Origin of the sequence: uncultured Bradyrhizobium sp. (assembly GCF_964252615.1) — a bacterium.
In the GTDB taxonomy this organism is placed as follows: domain Bacteria; phylum Pseudomonadota; class Alphaproteobacteria; order Rhizobiales; family Xanthobacteraceae; genus Bradyrhizobium.
The window spans coordinates 123,888-143,004 of sequence record NZ_CAXUNQ010000002.1 but is presented as its reverse complement, the minus strand read 5'-3'; the positions used below and the strand labels follow the sequence as shown (position 1 = coordinate 143,004).

Here is a 19,117-nt window from a genome sequence, read left to right as displayed (position 1 = left end):
AGCGCGGCAACGCGCATGAATGAAACCACTCCAGGTCACCGCGGCGGGCCAGGCCGGCCGACGGTAGGTCGAGCCAAGCAACTGATTTCACGGATAAAAACTTGGGCGCGGACACTCCGGCGCGACGCGCATGCGATCTTTTTGGCGTCCCGCGATCCGAGGGTGCCGTGGGCCGTCAAGCTTCTCGCATTGGCCGTCGCTGCTTACGCGTTTTCGCCGATCGACCTCATACCGGACTTCATCCCGGTACTGGGCTATCTCGACGATCTGGTCATCGTGCCGTTCGGCATCTGGCTGGTGATTGCGCTGATTCCGGGCGATGTCATGAACGAGTGTCGCGCCATCGCCAGCGCAGCGGTGCACCGGCCGGGCGGCAAGGCCGCGGCGATCGCCATCGTCGCGCTGTGGATCTCAGGCGCTGCTGCGTTGAGCTGGATCGCGTTGATCCGCTGGATCTGACGAAGCACGCTCGTCGCAGGGCACGACGGCCTCCACGGTGACGCCATTGTCCGCCGACGCCACGGTCACCGCACCGCCCAATGCCATGACCCGCTCGCGCATTCCGACGAGGCCAAGGCCAAGCTTGTGATCGCGCAGCAGGCCGCTGCCATTGTCGCAGACGCGCACCAGGACCGAGCGGCGAAAGCCGCGCGCCATTCCTGCAAGCTGTCGTGCCGGCTCGATGGTCACATCGATGCGGGTCGCGTCGGCGTGGCGGAAAACGTTAGTCAGGGCTTCCTGGACAATACGGTAAACCGTCAGGTCCGCGGTTTCTCCGGCCTCGCCCAGAGACGGTGAGATCGCCATCTCGATGACGATCTCGGGATGCGCCTCCCGCCAGAGGCGCATCAGCGCACCAAGCGCCTCGCGCAGTCCGAGTTCCGCCAAACCGACCGGGCGCAGCTTTTCCAGCACGCGCCGGTTGAAATGCTGCAGGGCATTTATCTGCTCCCAGATGGCGCTACGATGTTTCCGCAAGGCATCCGTGTTCGGTTCGCGGCTTTCTGCAATTCTCATCAGCGAACTGATATGTGCGCGTAATGCGAAAAGATACGGTCCGAACTCATCGTGCAGTTCCCGCGCGATCTCCTTGCGTTCGACATCCTGCAAGGAGACGACGCGTTCGGCCAAGCGCCTCTTGTCCTCGATTGCGTCTCCTAACACAGCCGCGAGGTGGTTCAACTTTTCGCAGATCGCAGCCAGTTCGGGCGGGCCATACGGTTTGACGCGCGTGTCGTAGCTGCCGGATTCGATTTTGGCCATGGCATCGGTCAGCGTCCCGATCGGCGCCAGCGCACGGCTGACCACCGTCATCGTGATGAGAAGAAGAGCGGCAGCGATTGCGGAGCCGACCTGAACCTGGGTGACAATCCCGTCCCAGATTTCATTCATCTCGTCATTTGGATGCGAGGTGATCACCAGCCATTCCTGTTTTCCGTCGACGGTCACCGGGACGCTGACGGCCAATCGTTCCGGATGCACCAGCGCTATGAACCACGGCGGCGGCGCGCGCAGCTTGTCATCGGCGTCAGAGCGGTCGGCCGGCGCGACGTTGTTTTCGGCGGCGTGGTTCTCCCGCGTTATGCTGACATGGCGCAGTCGATTGAGGTCCTCCACGATCCGGTTCAGCCGGGCGTCGGGATCCGGGCTGTCGTTGAGGCCAATCACCAATGTTTCGATGAATTCCCGCGCCAATCGCACGACGCTCTGGTCTTCGGCCTGCACGCGAGGTGCCGCCTCCAGCAGCAGCCGCGCGACATTGACGACCAGACCGAGCAAGAGAACAAGCGCCAGGAGCGTGTTGAGCCGCGTGCGCAAGGATAGTTTCTGCCACATCGCCGGTTCCCCTGGCCCGTCGCCTCCCACCCGGCCAGAGCAGCGTTGACAGACGGGATCGCAATTATCTAATTGAAGCCTACCGCATATTTGGACCCATGCGCATAACTTCCCACGCGGTGCGAAAACGACGGCGGAGTTAAGGATCAAGGCCGATGCGCGTGCTGATCGTCGATGATCATCCGATCGTAGCTTCCGGCTGCCGGGCGCTGCTGACCGGCGATAGCGGGATCGTCATCCTGGAAGCGTGCGATGCGGAAAGCGGCGAGCATGCATTCGTCGCCGAGCGTCCCGACGTCTGCGTTCTCGACATCAACCTGCCCAGCGTATCCGGATTTGAGCTGGCGCGGCGGATTCTCGCGCGCGATGGGTCGGCACGCATCATCATGTTCAGCATGAACGACGATCCGATTTTCGCCGCGCGCGCCATCGAAGCGGGCGCGAAGGGTTATGTTTCCAAGTCCGGCGACCCCCAGGATCTCGTCGAAGCCATCCGCGAAGTGAGCCAAGGCGGCACATATCTGTCTACTGGAGTGGCACGAAGTATCGCATTCGCCGGCCCTTCTATGGCGCAGAACCCCCTGGCGAAACTGACATCGCGTGAGATAGAGATATTGCGTTTGCTCAGCGCGGGCAAAAGTCTATCCGAGATAGCATGGCAGATCCACGTTTCCTACAAGACCATCGCCAACACATCGTCCATTATGCGTCAAAAGCTCGGCGTGCGCACATCCGCCGAACTGGTGCGGCTGGCGATCGCCAGCAGCCTAGCCTGATCGAAAGCAGTTACGCTGCAACGCAGCACACATCTTCTTGCACTGCGCATCATTTACTTTCAGTCCCTCGACAAAAATTCAACGAGGCGGAATCGGCGGGGCTTGACGTGCAGCGTAAGCATGCAATGCTTCCGCAACGGCAGATGTTCCCGGTTTCATGGGAACGTGTCCTTTGCGACGCCGGCTCAACAAGATGTTTGGGGAGACAAACACATGAAGACACGCGCCGCTGTCGCGTTCGAAGCAAAAAAACCACTGGAAATCGTCGAACTCGACCTCGAAGGCCCGAAGGCGGGCGAGGTGCTGGTCGAAATAAAGGCGACCGGCATCTGCCACACCGACGCCTACACGCTCGACGGTTTCGACAGCGAGGGTATATTTCCCGCGATTCTCGGCCATGAGGGCGCCGGCATCGTTCGGGAAGTAGGTCCCGGCGTGACATCGGTGAAGCCCGGCGACCATGTGATCCCGCTCTACACCCCCGAATGCCGCCAGTGCAAAAGCTGCCTGAGCCAGAAAACCAATCTTTGCACCGCGATCCGCGCCACCCAGGGCAAGGGTCTGATGCCGGACGGCACCTCGCGTTTCAGCCACAAGGGCAAGACGATCTTCCACTACATGGGCTGCTCGACATTTTCGAATTTTACCGTGCTGCCCGAGATCGCGGTGGCAAAGATCCGCGAGGACGCGCCGTTCGACAAAAGCTGCTACATTGGCTGCGGCGTGACGACCGGCGTCGGCGCGGTGGTCAACACCGCCAAAGTTACACCGGGCTCGAATGTGGTGGTATTCGGACTCGGCGGCATCGGGCTCAACGTGATTCAGGGCGCGCGGATGGTGGGCGCCGACAAGATCATCGGGGTCGACGTCAACGATTCCAAGGACGAATGGGGCCGCCGCTTCGGCATGACGCATTTCGTCAATCCGAAGAAAGTCGAGGGCGATATCGTCCAGCACCTGGTCGCATTGACCGACGGCGGCGCCGACTTCACCTTCGACTGTACCGGCAACACCACCGTGATGCGCCAGGCGCTGGAGGCGTGCCATCGCGGCTGGGGCGTGTCGGTGGTCATCGGCGTTGCGGAAGCCGGCAAGGAAATCGCCACCCGGCCGTTCCAGCTCGTGACCGGGAGGGTCTGGAAGGGCACTGCGTTCGGCGGCGCCCGCGGCCGTACCGACGTGCCGAAAATCGTCGACTGGTACATGAATGGAAAGATCGAGATCGACCCGATGATCACCCACGTCCTCAAGCTCGAGGAGATCAACAAGGGCTTCGATCTGATGCATGAGGGCAAGTCGATCCGTTCGGTCGTCGTGTTCTAATCAAACGTCAAACACAAGGAGGATGGCCCATGACTGTTCATATCCACCCATCGGTTGACAGCGGCGTGAAGAAGGGTTCGGGCAGCTTCGCCGGCGGAACGCTGGTCTGCAAATGCACGGACAAACCGGTCAAAGTCGCCATCACCGGCGATGTTGCTCATAATCACGCCTGCGGCTGCACCAAGTGCTGGAAGCCGGAAGGCGCGGCCTTTTCAGTGGTGGCGGTGGTGCCGCGCGATAACGTGAAGGTGCTGGAAAACGGCGACAAGCTGCAGGTCGTCGACTCGTCCGCGGCGATCCAGCGCTACGCCTGCAAGGTCTGCGGGACGCATATGTATGGCCGCATCGAAAACAAGGCGCATCCATTCCACGGTCTCGACTTCATCCATCCCGAACTGTTCCAGGAGGGCGGCGGTTGGGCGGCACCGGGATTCGCCGCATTCGTGTCCTCGGTGATAGAGTCCGGCGTCAAGCCCGAGGAGATGGGCGGCATCAGGTCACGTCTCAAGGAACTCGGGCTTGAGCCCTATGATTGCCTGTCACCGCCGCTGATGGATGCCATCGCCACCCACGTGGCGAAATCCAAAGCCGCTTGACCTGGCTCCGCGCAACTTTCCGCTGGTGGCATGGCCGCCAGCGGCATCGCCATCACCTCCGACCTGTCGCAATTTTCGCGTCGCCCGCGGCGCCGGAGCGGTAAATTCATGACGATCGAAACCGTTTCACGAAACCGATCGCATGGCGGGGTGCAGGGTGTTTACAAGCACGCCAGCCGTGAAACCAAAACGGCCATGACCTTTTCGGTCTATGTCCCGCCCCACCAAGATGGCGCCAGGCTGCCGGTGGTCTGGTATCTGTCAGGTCTGACCTGCACCCAGGCCAACGTCACCGAAAAGGGCGAATTTCGCAGGATCTGCGCCGAACTGGGGCTGATCTTTGTCGCGCCGGACACCAGTCCGCGCGGCGAAGGCGTACCCGGCGATCCCGCGGGTTCCTACGATTTCGGACTTGGCGCAGGCTTTTATGTCGACGCCACGCAGGCGCCGTTCGCAGGCAACTACCGGATGTGGAGTTATGTAACGGAAGAATTGCCGGAACTCATCGTCCGGCATTTTCCCGCCGATCCGGACCGGCGTTCGATCCTCGGTCATTCGATGGGTGGTCATGGCGCCATGACCATCGCGCTGTCGTACCCGCGTCGCTATCGCGCCGCCAGCGCCTTTTCGCCGATCGCCGCGCCCTCACTGGTGCCTTGGGGCATCAAGGCGCTCGGCGGTTATCTTGGTGAAGACAAGGCGGCGTGGCGCAAGCACGATACGGTCGCACTGATCGAAGACGGCGCGCGATTTTCGGATTTTCTGGTCGATGTCGGCGATGCAGATTCATTCCTGAAAGAACAGCTTCGTCCGCAATTGCTGGTAGCTGCGTGTACGAAAGCCGGCATCCCGCTCACGCTTCGCCTGCAATCCGGCTACGACCACAGTTATTACTTCGTTTCCACCTTTATGGAAGATCACCTGCGCTGGCACGCGGCGCGGTTGAAGGCGTGAGACGGCGCAAGACTTATCGTTGGTCGCCGTAATTGGGCGCGAGCAGCCGATTTCGCAACAGATAGCTCGCCGCGCGCGACCATGATTCATCGGTGTTGCCGCGAAAGTCGGCGCTCATCGACTTTACGAGCTGCCCGGTATGGGTGTCGCGCAAGTAGATATTCATATTGAGAATGAGGTTGGAAACCTTCTGAACCACGCCGGTGACGGCGAGATCGGCGCCGAGCTGCTGCGCAAGCTGCACGTCGCAGCCGCCGCAGGCCTGCAGATTGCTGCCATGCGCCGCAGCGCTGACCGGCGCGATATCAAGCACGGCGAACTGGCCGGATTCGCTCAGCGCCTTGCGAAACTGATCGCCCGTGCGCATGAGCCGGCCCTGCTCGTCCGTCCGCGGTCCGTCCACATCACCCTGCAGGCTGGTATCGACCAGTTCGAAGTCGAACACGGCGATTTTGGGCGGGCCTGCCCATGCCGGCGCTGAAGCCGTCAGTATCAACGCAACAAGGAAGGGGAGAGGTCTCATGATCGTGACCCGTGAATCCACGACGGCGCGGCGACAAGATGTCGGTTGCAACGTAAGACAATTCGGCCATGTTTCAAGCTTGAAGTCGCCCTATCGCCGTTCGTCGAAAAGGATACAGGAAAAGTCATGATCCGCTTGCTCGCCTGCGCGATCGGCTTGAGTACGCTGGCAATCACCAGCGTGCTTGCAGCCGATCAGGTAGAGATCGGAGTAGGCTATCTCAGCCGTGCCGGTACGAAACCGACGCTGTCGCTGGTTGAGCAGCCCGCCGAGAATGACGGCGTCGCGGGCGCCCGCCTTGCGGTCGAGGACAACAACACTACCGGCAGGTTCCTGAATCAGCATTTTATTCTGGAGGAAGTTCGCCTGAAGGAAGGCGATGACGCGGCGAAGGCGGCGGCTGCGCTTGCCGACCGCAATATTGGCTTCATCATTGCCGATCTTCCCGCGGACGCGCTGCTGATGGCAGCGGATGCGGTTCGTGATCGCGGAACCGTGTTGTTCAACGCGGGCTCGATCGACGACCGCCTGCGCGAGCAGGATTGCCGGGCCAATTTGATCCACAGCGCGCCGACGCGTTCGATGCTCGCGGACGGCCTCGCCCAGTACCTGGTGTGGAAGCAGTGGAAGCGCTGGGTGCTGGTGGTCGGATCGCATGACGACGACAGGTTGTTTGCCGAGGCGTTGCGGCGCGCCGCCGCGCGCTTCGGTGCAAAAATCGTTCAGGAACGTGTGTTTCAGGATACCGGCGGCGCACGCCGCACCGACAGCGGCGTGACCCTGATCCAGCGACAGATGCCGGTGTTTACCCAGGCGGCACCCGCCTACGACGTTCTCATCGCCGCGGATGAGAGCGAGGTGTTTGCGCCCTATCTGCCCTATCGAACGTGGGACCCACGGCCGGTTGCGGGATCCGCGGGACTGGTTCCCAAAAGCTGGGACGCCGCTCACGATCAATGGGGTGCGATTCAGATGCAAAACCGCTTTCTGAAGCTGAATTCTCGGCGCATGACGGCGCTGGACATGCAGGCATGGACTGCGGCGCGTATGATCGGCGAAGCAACCTCGCGGGTGAATTCCGGCGACCGCAAACTGGTGCTCGATTTCCTCAAAAGCGGGGATTTTTCCATCGCGGCATTCAAGGGCCAGCGGCTTACATTGCGGGACTGGAACCTGCAGCTTCGCCAGCCGATCCTGCTGGCGGACGGCCGTATGGTGGTTTCGGTGTCGCCGCAGGAAGGTTTCCTGCATCAAGTCTCGGAACTCGATACGCTCGGCATGGACCGGCCCGAAACCAAGTGCAAACTGCCGTGAGCAAGAAGGAAACCTGGCACATGCGTCGTTGTCTAGGTGCGGCGGTGATCGTCTGGCTTGCCGCTACGGCGCCTGCCGGCGCTTTCATTGCCTATGTGTCGAACGAAAAGAGCAACACGGTTTCGGTGATCGATACCGAGAAATGGGTGGTAACAAAAACCATCAAGGTCGGCCAGCGGCCGCGCGGCATCGAGTTCACCAGAAACGGCAAGTTCGTTCTGGTCGCGGTCGGCGACGACGACACCATTCAGATGATCGATACCTCAACCCTCGAAGTGGTGGATACCCTGCCCTCGGGGCCGGATCCCGAACTGTTCGTGCAGGACGCGGCCGGCAGGATCCTCTACGTCGCCAATGAGAACGACAACACCGTGACCATCATCGATATCGAGCGGCGCGCTCGCGTCGGAGACGTCCAGGTCGGCGTCGAGCCCGAAGGCATGGCGATCAGCCCGGACGGAAGGATTCTGATCAATACATCGGAAACCACCAACATGGCGCACTTCATCGACACCGCGGCGCGTCAGATCGTTGCCAATGTTCTGGTCGATGCGCGTCCGCGCTTTGCCGAATTCAAGCGTGACAGTTCCGAACTGTGGGTGTCTTCGGAAATCGGCGGAACGGTTTCCGTGATCGACCCGACCAAACATGTGGTCACGGCGAAAATTGAATTTGCCATTCCAGGGATGCGCAAGGAAGCAATCCAGCCGGTCGGGATCAGCATTACCGCCGACGCCAAGACCGCGTTCATCGCGCTTGGTCCTGCCAACCGTGTCGCCGTTGTCGACGCCGCGAGCCATCAGGTCACCAAATACCTGCTGGTCGGGCAGCGCGTCTGGCATATGGCATTTACGCCCGACGAGAAATACCTGCTGGTGACCAACGGCGTATCGAACGACGTTTCGGTTATCGACGTTGCCGCGCTCAAGGTGATCAAAACCATCCAGGTCGGCGAATTGCCCTGGGGCATCACGATTGCGAAGAAATGACGAAACTGGAAATGCCGATCGCGGACAATACCCTGCCAAATCCCGCGGAAAAACCCGCCTCTGCCGGCACTGCTCTGTCGATCGGGGGCGTCAGCCATTGCTATGGCGCGCGCAGGGCGCTCGACAATGTCAGTTTTACCGTTGCACCGGCGAGCTTCACCGCCCTGCTTGGTCTCAATGGCGCCGGCAAGAGCACGTTGTTTTCCCTGATCACGCGGCTGTTCCGCGTGCAGACCGGGCGAATCGGCATCTTCGGTCATGACATCGGGCGCGCGCCGGGCGAGGCGCTGCGGCGCATGGGCGTGGTGTTCCAGCCGCGCACGCTGGACCTTGATCTCTCGGTTGCGCAAAACCTTCTGTACCACGCCGCGCTGCAGGGCATCGACCGGCACGAGGCCCGGTTGCGCGCGGGCGAAGTGCTGTCGCGCATCGGACTTGCCGATCGCTCGGGTAGCAAGGTCCGGGATCTTTCCGGCGGCCAGATGCGGCGGCTGGAGATCGCGCGCGCCCTGTTGCACCGGCCGCGCCTGCTGCTGCTTGACGAAGCGACCGTCGGCCTCGATGTCAAGGCCCGCGCTGACATTCTCGGTCACGTCCGGCAACTGGTCTCCGAACAAGGTATCGGCGCGCTCTGGGCCACCCATTTATTCGATGAGATCGTTTGCAGCGACGATGTCGTGGTTCTGCATCAGGGGCGGATTCTCGCATGCGGCCAGGTCTCGCGCATTGTGGCGGACGCGGAGGCCCGTGACCTGCATTCCGCTTTCGCGCGGCTGACCGAAACGGCCGCGGGATCCGCCGGTGCCGCACCATGAGTTTGGCAATCGCGAAGGACCAGCGGGGAGGATTTTCGTTCGCGCAATATCTCACCTGCCTGCACGGCATTGTCTGGCGCGAAGGGCTGCGCTTCGTACACCAGCGTGAGCGCTTCATCTCGGCGCTGGTGCGGCCGCTGGTGTGGCTGTTTATTTTCGCCGCCGGCTTCCGTCAGGTGCTTGGAATTTCCATCATCCCGCCATACGAAACCTATATCCTCTATGAGGTGTACATCACGCCGGGATTGATGGCGATGATCCAGCTGTTCAACGGCATGCAGTCATCGCTCTCGATGGTTTATGACCGCGAGATGGGCAACATGCGCACCCTGCTGGTAAGCCCGCTGCCGCGCTGGTACCTGCTGTTCTGCAAGCTTCTCGCGGGAACCGCGGTTTCGGTGCTTCAGGTCTATGCCTTCCTTGCGATCGCGTGGTTCTGGGACATTGAGCCGCCGCCGATCGGTTATCTTACGGTACTGCCCGCGCTGATGCTGTCCGGGCTGATGCTCGGCTCACTCGGCATGCTGATCTCATCCGGCATCCGGCAACTGGAGAATTTTGCGGGCGTGATGAATTTCGTGATTTTTCCGATGTTTTTTGCTTCCTCCGCGCTCTATCCGTTGTGGCGGGTCCAAGAGGGAAGTCCGATGCTTTACTACGTCTGCCTTTTCAATCCATTCACTCATGTGGTCGAGCTTCTCCGTTTCGCGCTGTATGGCCGGATGAACTGGATTGCTTTTGCCGTGGTCGGCGGCTGCATGGCAGCATTCATGGTCGGCGCCATCATCGCCTATGATCCCTCGCGCGGCATGAACCGCCGCGGACCAGCGGGGGGCGAATCATGAGGTGGCCGGTCATGCTCTGCGCGGCATTGGCGATCGGCGGATTGGCGGATTCCTGCTTTGCAGCCGATCCCCGCTACCCGGACTGGCCCTGCGCCCAGGCCAAGGTGCCGGACGTCTCGCTTGCGGCGGTATGGGACGGTCCGGCGCTGGATGATGTCGCCGACCAGTGGAAGAATGACACCAAGGTCAGCGCATTGATCCCGCGGCTCGCGGCTCGGCGTACGCCGCTCGATGAGGCGGAAAAAATGATCACCGAGTTTATGTCGGATCTGAGCGCGAAGAAAACCGAGGCGGGGAAGCTGCTGTTTGCGGGCCTGTTCGACACCCTCAATGCCCAGCGCTCGTCCGTCATGAACGGGCTGGAGCGCGTCACCCGCAAGCAGCGCGAGGCGGCGGAGAAGATTCGCGACCATACGTTGGCACTGCAAGCATTGCAGGATGTGCCCGCGCCCGATCAGGCCAAAGTCGAAGAACTCGGCAACCAGCTGGTCTGGGAAACGCGGATTTTTGAAGACCGCCGCCGCGTGATCAAATTCGTGTGCGAGGTGCCGATCGCAATCGATCAGCGGCTGTTCGCGCTCGGACGGGTAATCCAGCAGGGGATGGAGTAGTGCGAAGCGTTTTTCGGATGTCTGTGCCATAAGCGCCCATACGCGTCTGCACGCGCCATGGCGCCGCCCGCGCTCGCGGCGTGATGCGCTGCTAAGCCGGGACCGTCAGGAATATCGGTACTCGTGATGGTCCCGGTTCTGCGCGGCAGAAGGACGCTGCACCGCGTCTGGGACACGAGGTCTCCATCGGCCGCGGAAGCAGCTACCGCGGCGGCGGCTGCGCTTCCGCGACCGGCAAATCGACGCGCTGCCAGCCATCTGTTCCTTCGGGATACCAAGCCACATTGGCGTAGCCGTAGGAAAGCACCCGCTTGGCCGCGTTCCACGACATCCAGCAATCGGCCTGGCAATAGACCACCAGCAGCTTTGTGGTGTCGCCGCCGGACGCGTTGGCAAGCCCGCGCCGCAGATAGTCTTCGGTCGCCGGCGCGAGCATCCCATAGCCGGTGTCGGGCAGCCAGACGCTGCCGGGAATGTTGAGGCGCGGCTTGTCGCGCCAGATCGTGCCTACAGGAAGATTTTGCGGTTTTGGCGGGTGCGGCAGCACGTCGATAAAAACGCCCGTGCCGGCGCGCCAGATGGCTTCGGCCTGTTCGGTCGAAACAACGCGGGCGCCGGCAAGGGTTGCCGGAACGGGCGCGCGGTAGTTGTCCGTGCGGTATCCCTCCGGTTCAGGAGCGCTCTCTTGCGCATGCCCCGAAACCGTCAAAACGACCATGGCGACGAGCAGGCACGCAGGCCTCCACATCAGGGCCGCTTCGCTGCGTTCTCCGCAGTGATCGGCATGTCATTCTCGTCGAGCAATGGTACGCCAAACTCCAGCAGAATCTTGTTGATGGCAGGCTGGTTCTCCTGGATCAGGCGATTGAGCAGCCGTTTCCAGTTCTGGTCGGCAGGCCGAACCCCCATGCCGATGCGGTAGGCAAGTTTCGGCCCGGTGGTTTCCTTCACCAGCGGCATGATATGGAGCGGCGGGCTGACCTGCATGGCATAGTAGCCCGCCATCGGCCCCCACAATATGCCGGCGTCGATCTCGCCCGACATCAGATCCTTGATCATGGCCGCCGCCGACGAATCGAAGCGGGTATCGATCATCAGCGGATAGGGCCTGGCATTCATCATCAGGCCGGCAACCGCCATGTTGGTGGCAGGCGGCGTGCCGGCGACGATGCCGATGTGCTTGCTCTTGAGGCGCTCGTCTTCAAGCGTGGCGACGTCGTCGAGGCCGTTGCCCGATTTGGTGACCAGCGCGTAAGCCGTGCGGTAATACGGATTGGTGCCCTGGACCAGATCGTCGCCCTGCGGGAAACCCATGATAACGTCGCAACGATGCGCGCCCAGCGTCATCTTGACGAAGCCGGTCGCCTGCGGAAAGTACATGTAATCGAGCCGCTTTTGAAGCTTCTCGGCAAACAGTTCGGCCAGCTTGTTCTCGAACCCTTCGCCTTTTTCGTTGGAGAACGGCAGGTTCCGCGGGTCGGCGCAGACTCGCAACACTTTGGGATCGACCAATTCGATCGATAGATCGGGACCATCGGTGGCAGTCTGCGCGCGAGAGATATCCAGGCCCGTCAGCATTGCCGCGATCGCGAGAAGCGGGAGCAGCATCGGGCGGCGCAATGCGGCATTCGTCATCGCCGTCTTCTCCTTGTCGATCGGGTCCGCCCGCGGGCTATGGGATATACCGCCGGGCATCCGAGCGATCCTGTTCGTCAGCGCTTGCCCATGCAGGAATCCTCTGCCTGCTGCGCGGCCGGAGGTTTGTCTTCATGCTTGGCCGGCCGCACGCGTCCAACCGCGTCCGCGCTTCGGGCGCGAAGATAGATGTAGAGGTCGTCCATGTAGCAGGCCACGTTCGGGTTGTCGCCGAACGCCGGCATCACATTGTCCTGCGCGGGGCCGACATTCTTGCGGCCACTGGCAACGACGCCAAGGAAGTCGCCATAATTCATGGTCTTGACCGAATTCTTCAGCGCCGGCGCATAGGTCGAGCCCTCGCCGTCGGGGCCATGGCAAACGTGACAATCGGAATGATAACGGCGATACCCTGAATAAGTATACCAGTCGACGGTACCGTCGGCCGCCACCTTGAAGGTTGGGTCGCCGTCCTTATCCAGATATTTACCGTCTTCGGATTTGACGGCCGCCGGATCGCCGGGACCGTCGGCAAAAGCGATTCCGCCGGATGCCACGAGGGCCATCGTGGCAATCACCACCCAAATTCTGCGCAAGAGCATTTCCTCGACATTCGATGACAGACGAACCGGCGCGTGGAGGTTTCCACGCGCCGGCGCTATTTTTCGTCAGCCTACTGCGGCAGCGCGAACACCGTAAGTGTCCCGCCGAGCGCGGTGTAGTTGCTCAGCGCGGCGTAGCCACCCACGGCGCCGAGACCGGCGGTCGGATCGGTCAGGCCGGCCGCAAGGCCGATGCCCGCCCATCCGCCTACGCCCGACAGGATGGCGATGTACTGCCTCCCGCCGTTCTCATACGTCGTGACGTTGCCGATAATGCCAGACGGGGTCTTGAACTTATAGAGCTCCTTACCTGTCTTGGCATCGACCGCCTTGAGGTAGCCTTCCAGCGTTCCGTAGAACACCACGCCGCCGGCGGTGGCGAGCGCCCCGGACCACACCGAGAACTGTTCCTTGTTGGACCAGACGATCTTGCCGGTCTTGCCGTCCCAGGCGATGAAGTTGCCCATATGGGTCTCGCCGGGAGGCGGATACATCGAAAGCGTCGCCCCTACATAGGGCTGGCCCGCGGTGTAGCTCACCTTGAAGGGCTCATAATCCATGCAGACATGGTTGGTCGGAACGTAGAACAACTGCGTATCCGGCGAATAGGCTGCAGGTTGTTCGTCCTTGGTGCCAAGCGCGGCGGGGCAGATTCCCTTGTTGTTATGGTCTTCGCCCTGCTTGTCGGTCGAGTATTGATCGAGAACCGCCGGACGGCCGTAGGTCGGCGAGCTCTTGTTCATGTCGACGCCGGAGGTCCAGTTCACCTTCGGATCGAACTTCTCGGCCACCAGCAATTCGCCGCTGACGCGGTCGAGCGTGTAGCCGAGCCCGTTGCGATCAAAGTGGGTCAGCAGCTTACGATCGGCGCCGCCGATCTGCTGATCGCTGAGGATCATTTCATTGACGCCGTCATAGTCCCATTCGTCGTGGGGCGTCATCTGGTAGACCCACTTGGCCATCCCGGTATCGGCGTCGCGCGCGAAGATGGTCATCGACCATTTGTTGTCGCCCGGACGCTGCTTCGGATTCCAGGTCGAGGGATTTCCCGAACCGTAATACACCATGTTCAAAGCCGGATCGTAGGACATCCAGCCCCATGTGCAGCCGCCGCCGATCTTCCATTGATCGCCCTGCCATGTTTTCAGGCTGGAATCCTTGCCGACCGGCTTGCCGAGCGACATGGTTTTCTCGGCGTCAAGCATGATCTGATCGTCCGGCCCTTCGGAAAAAGCACGCCAGACCTGTTTGCCGCTCTTCATGTCGTAGGCGGTAACGTGGCACTGCACGCCGAATTCGCCGCCGGAAATGCCGATCAGGACCTTGTCCTTGATCACCAGCGGCGCCGAAGTCCCGGTCGAACCCTTGCTGGGATCTCCGTTCTTCACCGTCCAAGCCACCTTGCCGGTCTTGGCATCGAGTGCCACCAGCGTGGTGTCGGCCTGATGCAGGAAGATCATGCCGTCGCCATAGGCCACGCCGCGGTTCACCGTGTCGCAGCACATCACTGGAATGACGTTCGGATCCTGCTTGGGCTCGTATTTCCAGACGATCTTGTTCTCGTCGTTGAGATCCAAGGCATAGACCTTGTTCGGAAATGGCGTGTGGACGTACATCATGTTGCCGACGATGAGCGGTCCGCCCTCGTGGCCGCGCAGCACGCCGGTCGAAAACGTCCATGCCACCTGCAGCTTGGCGACATTGGCCGCCGTGATCTGATTGAGCTTCGAGTAGCGCGTATTGGCATAGTCGCCGGCCGGCATGACCCAACCCTTCGGGTCCTGCGACATCTTGTTCAGCGCATCGTTGGCATTGGCGGCGCCGGCGATGAACGCCGGCATTGCGCCAAGACAGGCTGCGAGTAGCACCTTGCGCATAACGAAACCTCCCACGTTGTTTCAAGTTTTATTTTGTTTATGCGGTGGGCATGCACCCAGCGCCAACCCTTGCTATCGAATGCATGTCCGGAAGCGGTTACACTTCCAATCTCTGCGCCCGCTCAGCTTCCAAAAAACGTCGGCAAACCCAGTGCACCGAAGTTCAGTCGAAACCGGAAACAAATCAAATGCTATGCCCGTCAATTGGAGCGTGCAACAGAAAAATCTTTTCAGGCGTGCTGCAATGCAAACGATTTCAGGACGGCGTGTGATTTATCGCGTCGGCATTTTCGCCGCCTTTGCGCTGCTGGCTTCACCAACGGTCATGCAGGCGCAGCACAGCGCGCTGGCAGTCAGCGAAATCGCACCTGGCGTTTTCGTTCACGTTGGCGTGACAGAATTGATGACACGTGACAATGAGGGGGCCATTGCCAATGTCGGGTTCATCGTCGGCCGCGATGCGGTTGCAGTAATCGATAGCGGCGGCAGCGCGCGCGAGGGAGGGCGGTTGCTCGCGGCTGTTCGCGCCCGTACCGAAAAGCCGATACGATACGTCATAAATACCCACGGCCATCCGGATCATGTCTTTGGAAATGCAGCATTCCTGAGCGAGGGGACAAGCTTCGTCGGTCATAAGAACCTGCCGCGCGCAATGGCCGCGCGCGGACGATTTTATATCGATGCGTTTGGCCGGATCATGGGAGACGAATTGATTGGCGAGGTGAGCATCTTACCGCCCACGCTGCTGGTGGACGGCACGCTCCAGCTCGATCTCGGGGACCGGAACCTCACCTTGAGAACATGGGCCACGGCCCACAGCGACAGCGACCTCACCGTCCTCGACCAACCGACCGGCACCCTGTTCTCGGGTGATCTGGTGTTCCGCGCCCACCTACCCGTCCTTGACGGCAGTATTCGCGGCTGGCTAACGGTCCTCGATCAACTCAGCGCCATGTCCGCGCAACGTGTGGTGCCAGGCCACGGTCAGGTGCACGATTGGCCCGCGGCGCTTGCGGACGAGCGCCGGTACCTGGAAAAGCTGGCGTCGGATGTTCGGGCGCTGATCGCGCAAGGCAAACCGATCACGGCGGCGGCCGATACTGCGGCAGCCTCGGAGCGATCCCGATGGGAGTTGTTCGACGACTACAACGCGCGCAATGCGACCGCCGCATTTTCGGAAATTGAATGGGAATAGGCCGCTTGATGGAGTATGCTCCGCGCCGGTGCTTAGATCCTCGAGAGGAACGCGACTATGCTGGGACGCCATTCCCACCGGCTCTGCGTCGCTGGTTTGCTGGCCGCAATGCTGTGCGGCGCGGGCCTCGCACCGGCTGCGACGCCCGAGCCGTATGATCCGTGGCCCGGCCTGGTACAGGACATCTTCAACAATCGCGCGATGAACGACGGCGCCGGCGTAATCGGCATCGAGATGCCATACCGCGCCGAGGATGCGGCGATCGTTCCCGTCACCCTGCGTGCCATGCTCCCACCCGGCGACAGCAGGCGGGTGCTGGCGGTCACGCTGGTGATCGACCAGAATCCGGCGCCGATGGCGGCACGGTTCGAACTGGGACAGGACTCCGCGGTGTCGGAGATTTCCACGCGGGTACGCGTCAACAATTACACCGACGTCCACGCGGTCGCCGAACTGAGCGACGGCAAACTCTACGTCGCGAAAACCTATGTGAAGGCCTCCGGCGGCTGCTCCGCTCCGGCATCCAAGAATGCCGATGACGCACAAGCCAAGCTCGGCCAGATGCGTTTCAGGCAATTCGCCCGGGCCGGCGATGGTCCGGCCAGCGGCGCCCGCGAGGCCCAAGTCATGATTGGCCATCCGAACAATTCCGGCCTGCAGATGGATCAGGTCACCCAGCTCTATATTCCGGCCTTCTTCGTCAATGAATTGCGCTTGTGGCAGGACGACAGCCTGGTGCTGGCGATGGAGGGCGGGATTTCGATTTCCGAAGATCCCAATATTCGGTTCACCTATGTTCCGAATGGCGCAAGACGTTTTCGCGTCGAAGCCAAGGACACCGAGGGTCACGTTTTCCAGAACGAGTGGAAGACCGACGGTTCGGGGATTTAGATCGGCAGCGCGTCAAAAACATCTCACTTCGGCTTCGGCCTGGGCGCGTCTCAAGTCGTTCAGCGCGCTGTTGGCCTGCTCGGAGGAACGGAATTGGCCGCCAAGGTTGCCGCGAACCTGAGCCATGCTCAGTACGGTTTCCGCGGTAACGTAACGATCGTAAGGCAGCAGCGAGGCGATAACATCGATCGAGCACGAGCATTGATCGATCGCCTGCCGCGTTTCACCATTGGCCTTCAGACAGCCGAATACATATTCGGACCGCGCCGCCGTGGGATAATCGTTGACCTCGTCTGCGCGCGCGGCGAGAGCTGTTGCTCCGGGCTCAAGGACCGCTCCCAGTACGATGAGCGCGCAGACACGAGGTCGCATCGATCCGGCACGTGTCATTGCGGTCCTCCTGCTCATGCGGTCGAAACTATGCTAGTACACAAACAAGGGATGGAAAACTATTATGCCGCGCGCACCGATCATCATTGCCCTCATTCTGCTGGCAACGTCCACCCAGTTGAAAGCCCAAGGCAAGGGCATCCGGCTCTGGAACCTGACCACTGCAACCATGTCCAATTTTCAACTTTCTCCGGCGGGTAAGGACAGTTGGGGACCGAACCAGACCCTGAACGACAGGGACAAGGAGGTGGACCACGACGAGCGCCTGCGCATCACCGGCATCGAGCCTGGACGTTATGACGCCAAGGTCGGCTACCGGGACTCGCGGCAATGCGTTGTGCGGGACATCGACATCAAGGCCGACGCCGTGTTCTCCGTCGCCGACAAGGATTTGAAAGACTGCAGTAAATAGCACGACGGCGCGATCATTCACGTCGTCCCCTGGAAGGCGGGACCATACGATGTGTCATCGATGTTTTGGAAGATATCAATCTTCCTTGTATAGCGGTCGCGTCAGACAGGCGACGCCCGGGGTTCTGGTCCCGCCCTTGGGGGGCGACTCCCAGGATATCGTTCAGCCCGCGGACCTTACTGGGCGCGATTACGCCTTGTCATTGCTGTGCGGATATTCGCAGCGCCAACGTACCGCATTCCATTTCGGATGCTCGCCCACCCATTGCGCGATATAGGGCGGCGCGGCCATCACGCATTGTTGCAATGAAACGCTTGACGAAAATACCAGATGCGTCTCCTCGCAGGTGGTCGGCGACAGCACAGCGCACACCGTCACGATCAGGTCTATGGGATTCATGCCGTGTATCCTTGCGTCGCAGCGTTAATAGCACAACAGAAACGAAACGCATGCAGCGGGGGTTTCAACTAGGCGTGAAATCACTCTCCGGATTCTCCGATTCGCCCACTGCACCGACCTAGAAGTTGACGCCGAGCACCAGCCGCGCCTGGTGGCGCTCGAAATTAAGGAGATCGAGGGCGGCGGTCGATCCGGCTGGACGTCCCCACGCCTGAAAACTCCAGTTTGCGGTCAGCCTGGAGCGGTCGGACAATTTGACGAAGACGGTGGGGCCGATAAACAGCGCATGACCCTCGAAATCGTCAAGACCGATTCCATCGTATTTCCTCAAATAGCGCGCCTCGCCGCCGAGAAAGAAGCCGGGACGAATTTGCGCCATCACCGCCATTGCGGCGCCGATGGTGGCTTCCCGCTCGGTTTGTCCGGCGCCGGAAAAACGGGTCCATTCCGGCTGATAGATCAGATTGACCGCCGCGACGCTGACGTCTGGAATGAGCTCACGGTCGACCGCCAGGGTAACCTCGGTTCCGTACTTTCGCACCGGCGCGGCGGTAGTTTCGTCGAGGCGGTCGGCATGCGTTTCCGCCGCCAAAATCAGGCCGAAGGGACCGGTTTCTCGGTCGAGGAACCGATAGCGCAAGTCGAGCAGGATTCCTTGAAAGCCGAATTGAAACCGATCGGCAAAGCCGGGTACGCCGGCAATGTCATGCGACGCGAATGTGCTTCCCACTTCGATCCTGACATTTCGGACCGGCACGAATTCAAGCTCGAATTCCTGGGCCATCGCGCGATAATTGCCGGCAGCCTTGGAAAACCGAGCGGTTGCCTGGCTCTGGAATTCCTTCTCGCCGACGTTGCCGACGTCGCTGCCGATCATGAAAGCGAACAAATGCTCGGTGTCGATGCCTTCCGCGCGCGCCCCGGCCGGGAGCAGCGCCGCAATGCAGACAAAGCCCAGGATTCTCGCGCGAACCGACATTCACATTCCGATGAACGAAAAGCGACGACTCTGCCGACCCGAAACACCCTATCACAAAGGCGCTGGCCTATGCGCAACAGTGCGATAAGGAATTCGCGGGATTGCCGGGGTTGATTGAAAGCGCGGCGCGCTTATGGTGGTGCTCGCAGCCGACG

At 61.1% G+C, this 19,117-nt stretch carries 22 protein-coding genes; 13 read left to right on the top strand and 9 right to left on the bottom strand.

What is annotated here, in order from left to right; translation table 11 throughout:
- Nucleotides 1-81: 81 nt before the first annotated feature.
- Nucleotides 82-459, top strand: a complete 378-nt coding sequence (locus ACFE72_RS01950; protein WP_375411482.1) for a YkvA family protein — start codon at nucleotides 82-84, stop codon at nucleotides 457-459.
- Here the strand turns inward: ACFE72_RS01950 and ACFE72_RS01945 are convergent.
- Nucleotides 412-1,836 (bottom strand): histidine kinase, encoded by a 1,425-nt coding sequence (locus ACFE72_RS01945; protein WP_375411352.1) that lies wholly within the window; start codon nucleotides 1,834-1,836, stop codon nucleotides 412-414. The genes ACFE72_RS01950 and ACFE72_RS01945 overlap by 48 nt on opposite strands.
- A 155-nt stretch (nucleotides 1,837-1,991) precedes the next feature.
- Here ACFE72_RS01945 and ACFE72_RS01940 point away from each other — a divergent pair, with 155 nt between their 5' ends.
- From ACFE72_RS01940 to fghA, 4 genes are all read left to right on the top strand, one after another.
- Complete coding sequence (locus ACFE72_RS01940) at nucleotides 1,992-2,612, top strand: response regulator (protein ID WP_375411351.1); 621 nt, start codon at nucleotides 1,992-1,994, stop codon at nucleotides 2,610-2,612.
- Between the two features lie 213 nt (nucleotides 2,613-2,825).
- On the top strand, nucleotides 2,826-3,935 hold the full coding sequence (locus ACFE72_RS01935) for an S-(hydroxymethyl)glutathione dehydrogenase/class III alcohol dehydrogenase (RefSeq protein WP_375411350.1): 1,110 nt from the start codon (nucleotides 2,826-2,828) through the stop codon (nucleotides 3,933-3,935).
- 29 nt (nucleotides 3,936-3,964) lie between these two features.
- Nucleotides 3,965-4,531, top strand: coding sequence for an S-(hydroxymethyl)glutathione synthase (gene gfa, locus ACFE72_RS01930; protein WP_375411349.1), 567 nt, complete (start codon nucleotides 3,965-3,967; stop codon nucleotides 4,529-4,531).
- Nucleotides 4,532-4,639: 108 nt separating this feature from the next.
- Entirely contained in the window at nucleotides 4,640-5,485 is an 846-nt protein-coding gene (fghA, locus tag ACFE72_RS01925) for an S-formylglutathione hydrolase (protein WP_375411348.1), read from the top strand.
- Nucleotides 5,486-5,498: 13 nt separating this feature from the next.
- Here fghA and ACFE72_RS01920 read toward each other — a convergent pair whose 3' ends face one another.
- Nucleotides 5,499-6,008: a DUF3280 domain-containing protein gene (locus ACFE72_RS01920; protein WP_375411347.1), complete on the bottom strand. Its 510-nt coding sequence runs from the start codon at nucleotides 6,006-6,008 to the stop codon at nucleotides 5,499-5,501.
- Nucleotides 6,009-6,134: 126 nt separating this feature from the next.
- Here ACFE72_RS01920 and ACFE72_RS01915 point away from each other — a divergent pair, with 126 nt between their 5' ends.
- The 5 genes from ACFE72_RS01915 to ACFE72_RS01895 are packed head-to-tail and all read left to right on the top strand — an operon-like array spanning nucleotide 6,135 to nucleotide 10,582.
- Entirely contained in the window at nucleotides 6,135-7,322 is a 1,188-nt protein-coding gene (locus ACFE72_RS01915) for an ABC transporter substrate-binding protein (RefSeq protein WP_375411346.1), read from the top strand.
- A 20-nt stretch (nucleotides 7,323-7,342) separates the two neighbouring features.
- Nucleotides 7,343-8,311: a YVTN family beta-propeller repeat protein gene (locus tag ACFE72_RS01910; protein ID WP_375411345.1), complete on the top strand. Its 969-nt coding sequence runs from the start codon at nucleotides 7,343-7,345 to the stop codon at nucleotides 8,309-8,311.
- On the top strand, nucleotides 8,308-9,126 hold the full coding sequence (locus ACFE72_RS01905; protein ID WP_375411344.1) for an ABC transporter ATP-binding protein: 819 nt from the start codon (nucleotides 8,308-8,310) through the stop codon (nucleotides 9,124-9,126). The genes ACFE72_RS01910 and ACFE72_RS01905 overlap by 4 nt, the downstream gene beginning before the upstream one ends.
- Nucleotides 9,123-9,971, top strand: a complete 849-nt coding sequence (locus tag ACFE72_RS01900; RefSeq protein WP_375411343.1) for an ABC transporter permease — start codon at nucleotides 9,123-9,125, stop codon at nucleotides 9,969-9,971. Before ACFE72_RS01905 ends, ACFE72_RS01900 begins: the two co-directional genes overlap by 4 nt.
- Entirely contained in the window at nucleotides 9,968-10,582 is a 615-nt protein-coding gene (locus ACFE72_RS01895) for a hypothetical protein (RefSeq protein ID WP_375411342.1), read from the top strand. Before ACFE72_RS01900 ends, ACFE72_RS01895 begins: the two co-directional genes overlap by 4 nt.
- A gap of 202 nt (nucleotides 10,583-10,784) precedes the next feature.
- Here ACFE72_RS01895 and ACFE72_RS01890 read toward each other — a convergent pair whose 3' ends face one another.
- The 4 genes from ACFE72_RS01890 to xoxF5 form a co-directional block, all read right to left on the bottom strand.
- Nucleotides 10,785-11,300, bottom strand: a complete 516-nt coding sequence (locus tag ACFE72_RS01890) for a PQQ-dependent catabolism-associated CXXCW motif protein (RefSeq protein WP_375411481.1) — start codon at nucleotides 11,298-11,300, stop codon at nucleotides 10,785-10,787.
- A 29-nt stretch (nucleotides 11,301-11,329) separates the two neighbouring features.
- A complete protein-coding gene (locus ACFE72_RS01885) occupies nucleotides 11,330-12,217 on the bottom strand; it encodes a substrate-binding domain-containing protein (RefSeq protein ID WP_375411341.1) in 888 nt (295 codons plus the stop codon).
- 77 nt (nucleotides 12,218-12,294) lie between these two features.
- Nucleotides 12,295-12,783: a c-type cytochrome, methanol metabolism-related gene (locus ACFE72_RS01880; RefSeq protein WP_375411480.1), complete on the bottom strand. Its 489-nt coding sequence runs from the start codon at nucleotides 12,781-12,783 to the stop codon at nucleotides 12,295-12,297.
- A gap of 107 nt (nucleotides 12,784-12,890) precedes the next feature.
- Complete coding sequence (gene xoxF5, locus ACFE72_RS01875; protein WP_375411340.1) at nucleotides 12,891-14,696, bottom strand: lanthanide-dependent methanol dehydrogenase XoxF5; 1,806 nt, start codon at nucleotides 14,694-14,696, stop codon at nucleotides 12,891-12,893.
- A gap of 244 nt (nucleotides 14,697-14,940) precedes the next feature.
- On the opposite strand from xoxF5, the gene ACFE72_RS01870 reads away from it, so the two are divergent.
- Nucleotides 14,941-15,891, top strand: coding sequence for a quinoprotein relay system zinc metallohydrolase 2 (locus ACFE72_RS01870; protein ID WP_375411339.1), 951 nt, complete (start codon nucleotides 14,941-14,943; stop codon nucleotides 15,889-15,891).
- Between the two features lie 108 nt (nucleotides 15,892-15,999).
- Nucleotides 16,000-16,782 (top strand): quinoprotein dehydrogenase-associated SoxYZ-like carrier, encoded by a 783-nt coding sequence (locus tag ACFE72_RS01865; protein ID WP_375411479.1) that lies wholly within the window; start codon nucleotides 16,000-16,002, stop codon nucleotides 16,780-16,782.
- Nucleotides 16,783-16,794: 12 nt separating this feature from the next.
- On the opposite strand, the gene ACFE72_RS01860 is transcribed toward ACFE72_RS01865, so the two are convergent.
- The gene (locus ACFE72_RS01860) at nucleotides 16,795-17,172 is read right to left on the bottom strand and encodes a hypothetical protein (protein ID WP_375411338.1); all 378 of its coding nucleotides are present in this window, start codon (nucleotides 17,170-17,172) and stop codon (nucleotides 16,795-16,797) included.
- Nucleotides 17,173-17,236: 64 nt separating this feature from the next.
- Here ACFE72_RS01860 and ACFE72_RS01855 point away from each other — a divergent pair, with 64 nt between their 5' ends.
- Nucleotides 17,237-17,584, top strand: a complete 348-nt coding sequence (locus tag ACFE72_RS01855; protein ID WP_375411337.1) for a hypothetical protein — start codon at nucleotides 17,237-17,239, stop codon at nucleotides 17,582-17,584.
- 189 nt (nucleotides 17,585-17,773) lie between these two features.
- On the opposite strand, the gene ACFE72_RS01850 is transcribed toward ACFE72_RS01855, so the two are convergent.
- Both ACFE72_RS01850 and ACFE72_RS01845 read right to left on the bottom strand, forming a co-directional pair.
- Nucleotides 17,774-17,983 carry a hypothetical protein gene (locus ACFE72_RS01850; protein ID WP_375411336.1) on the bottom strand — a complete coding sequence of 70 codons (210 nt, stop codon included), beginning with the start codon at nucleotides 17,981-17,983 and terminating at the stop codon, nucleotides 17,774-17,776.
- Between the two features lie 118 nt (nucleotides 17,984-18,101).
- Nucleotides 18,102-18,962: a hypothetical protein gene (locus tag ACFE72_RS01845; RefSeq protein WP_375411335.1), complete on the bottom strand. Its 861-nt coding sequence runs from the start codon at nucleotides 18,960-18,962 to the stop codon at nucleotides 18,102-18,104.
- Between the last annotated feature and the right edge of the window lie 155 nt (nucleotides 18,963-19,117).

What these genes read in the sequence shown, in the direction of transcription:
- ACFE72_RS01945 (WP_375411352.1), bottom strand. Translation starts at nt 1,836, where the DNA reads ATGTGGCAGAAACTATCCTTGCGCACGCGGCTCAACACGCTCCTGGCG.
- ACFE72_RS01940 (WP_375411351.1), top strand. Translation starts at nt 1,992, where the DNA reads ATGCGCGTGCTGATCGTCGATGATCATCCGATCGTAGCTTCCGGCTGC.
- ACFE72_RS01935 (WP_375411350.1), top strand. Translation starts at nt 2,826, where the DNA reads ATGAAGACACGCGCCGCTGTCGCGTTCGAAGCAAAAAAACCACTGGAA.
- gfa (WP_375411349.1), top strand. Translation starts at nt 3,965, where the DNA reads ATGACTGTTCATATCCACCCATCGGTTGACAGCGGCGTGAAGAAGGGT.
- fghA (WP_375411348.1), top strand. Translation starts at nt 4,640, where the DNA reads ATGACGATCGAAACCGTTTCACGAAACCGATCGCATGGCGGGGTGCAG.
- ACFE72_RS01920 (WP_375411347.1), bottom strand. Translation starts at nt 6,008, where the DNA reads ATGAGACCTCTCCCCTTCCTTGTTGCGTTGATACTGACGGCTTCAGCG.
- ACFE72_RS01915 (WP_375411346.1), top strand. Translation starts at nt 6,135, where the DNA reads ATGATCCGCTTGCTCGCCTGCGCGATCGGCTTGAGTACGCTGGCAATC.
- ACFE72_RS01910 (WP_375411345.1), top strand. Translation starts at nt 7,343, where the DNA reads ATGCGTCGTTGTCTAGGTGCGGCGGTGATCGTCTGGCTTGCCGCTACG.
- ACFE72_RS01905 (WP_375411344.1), top strand. Translation starts at nt 8,308, where the DNA reads ATGACGAAACTGGAAATGCCGATCGCGGACAATACCCTGCCAAATCCC.
- ACFE72_RS01900 (WP_375411343.1), top strand. Translation starts at nt 9,123, where the DNA reads ATGAGTTTGGCAATCGCGAAGGACCAGCGGGGAGGATTTTCGTTCGCG.
- ACFE72_RS01895 (WP_375411342.1), top strand. Translation starts at nt 9,968, where the DNA reads ATGAGGTGGCCGGTCATGCTCTGCGCGGCATTGGCGATCGGCGGATTG.
- ACFE72_RS01890 (WP_375411481.1), bottom strand. Translation starts at nt 11,300, where the DNA reads ATGGTCGTTTTGACGGTTTCGGGGCATGCGCAAGAGAGCGCTCCTGAA.
- ACFE72_RS01885 (WP_375411341.1), bottom strand. Translation starts at nt 12,217, where the DNA reads ATGACGAATGCCGCATTGCGCCGCCCGATGCTGCTCCCGCTTCTCGCG.
- ACFE72_RS01880 (WP_375411480.1), bottom strand. Translation starts at nt 12,783, where the DNA reads ATGGCCCTCGTGGCATCCGGCGGAATCGCTTTTGCCGACGGTCCCGGC.
- xoxF5 (WP_375411340.1), bottom strand. Translation starts at nt 14,696, where the DNA reads ATGCGCAAGGTGCTACTCGCAGCCTGTCTTGGCGCAATGCCGGCGTTC.
- ACFE72_RS01870 (WP_375411339.1), top strand. Translation starts at nt 14,941, where the DNA reads ATGCAAACGATTTCAGGACGGCGTGTGATTTATCGCGTCGGCATTTTC.
- ACFE72_RS01865 (WP_375411479.1), top strand. Translation starts at nt 16,000, where the DNA reads ATGCTGTGCGGCGCGGGCCTCGCACCGGCTGCGACGCCCGAGCCGTAT.
- ACFE72_RS01860 (WP_375411338.1), bottom strand. Translation starts at nt 17,172, where the DNA reads ATGACACGTGCCGGATCGATGCGACCTCGTGTCTGCGCGCTCATCGTA.
- ACFE72_RS01855 (WP_375411337.1), top strand. Translation starts at nt 17,237, where the DNA reads ATGCCGCGCGCACCGATCATCATTGCCCTCATTCTGCTGGCAACGTCC.
- ACFE72_RS01850 (WP_375411336.1), bottom strand. Translation starts at nt 17,983, where the DNA reads ATGAATCCCATAGACCTGATCGTGACGGTGTGCGCTGTGCTGTCGCCG.
- ACFE72_RS01845 (WP_375411335.1), bottom strand. Translation starts at nt 18,962, where the DNA reads ATGTCGGTTCGCGCGAGAATCCTGGGCTTTGTCTGCATTGCGGCGCTG.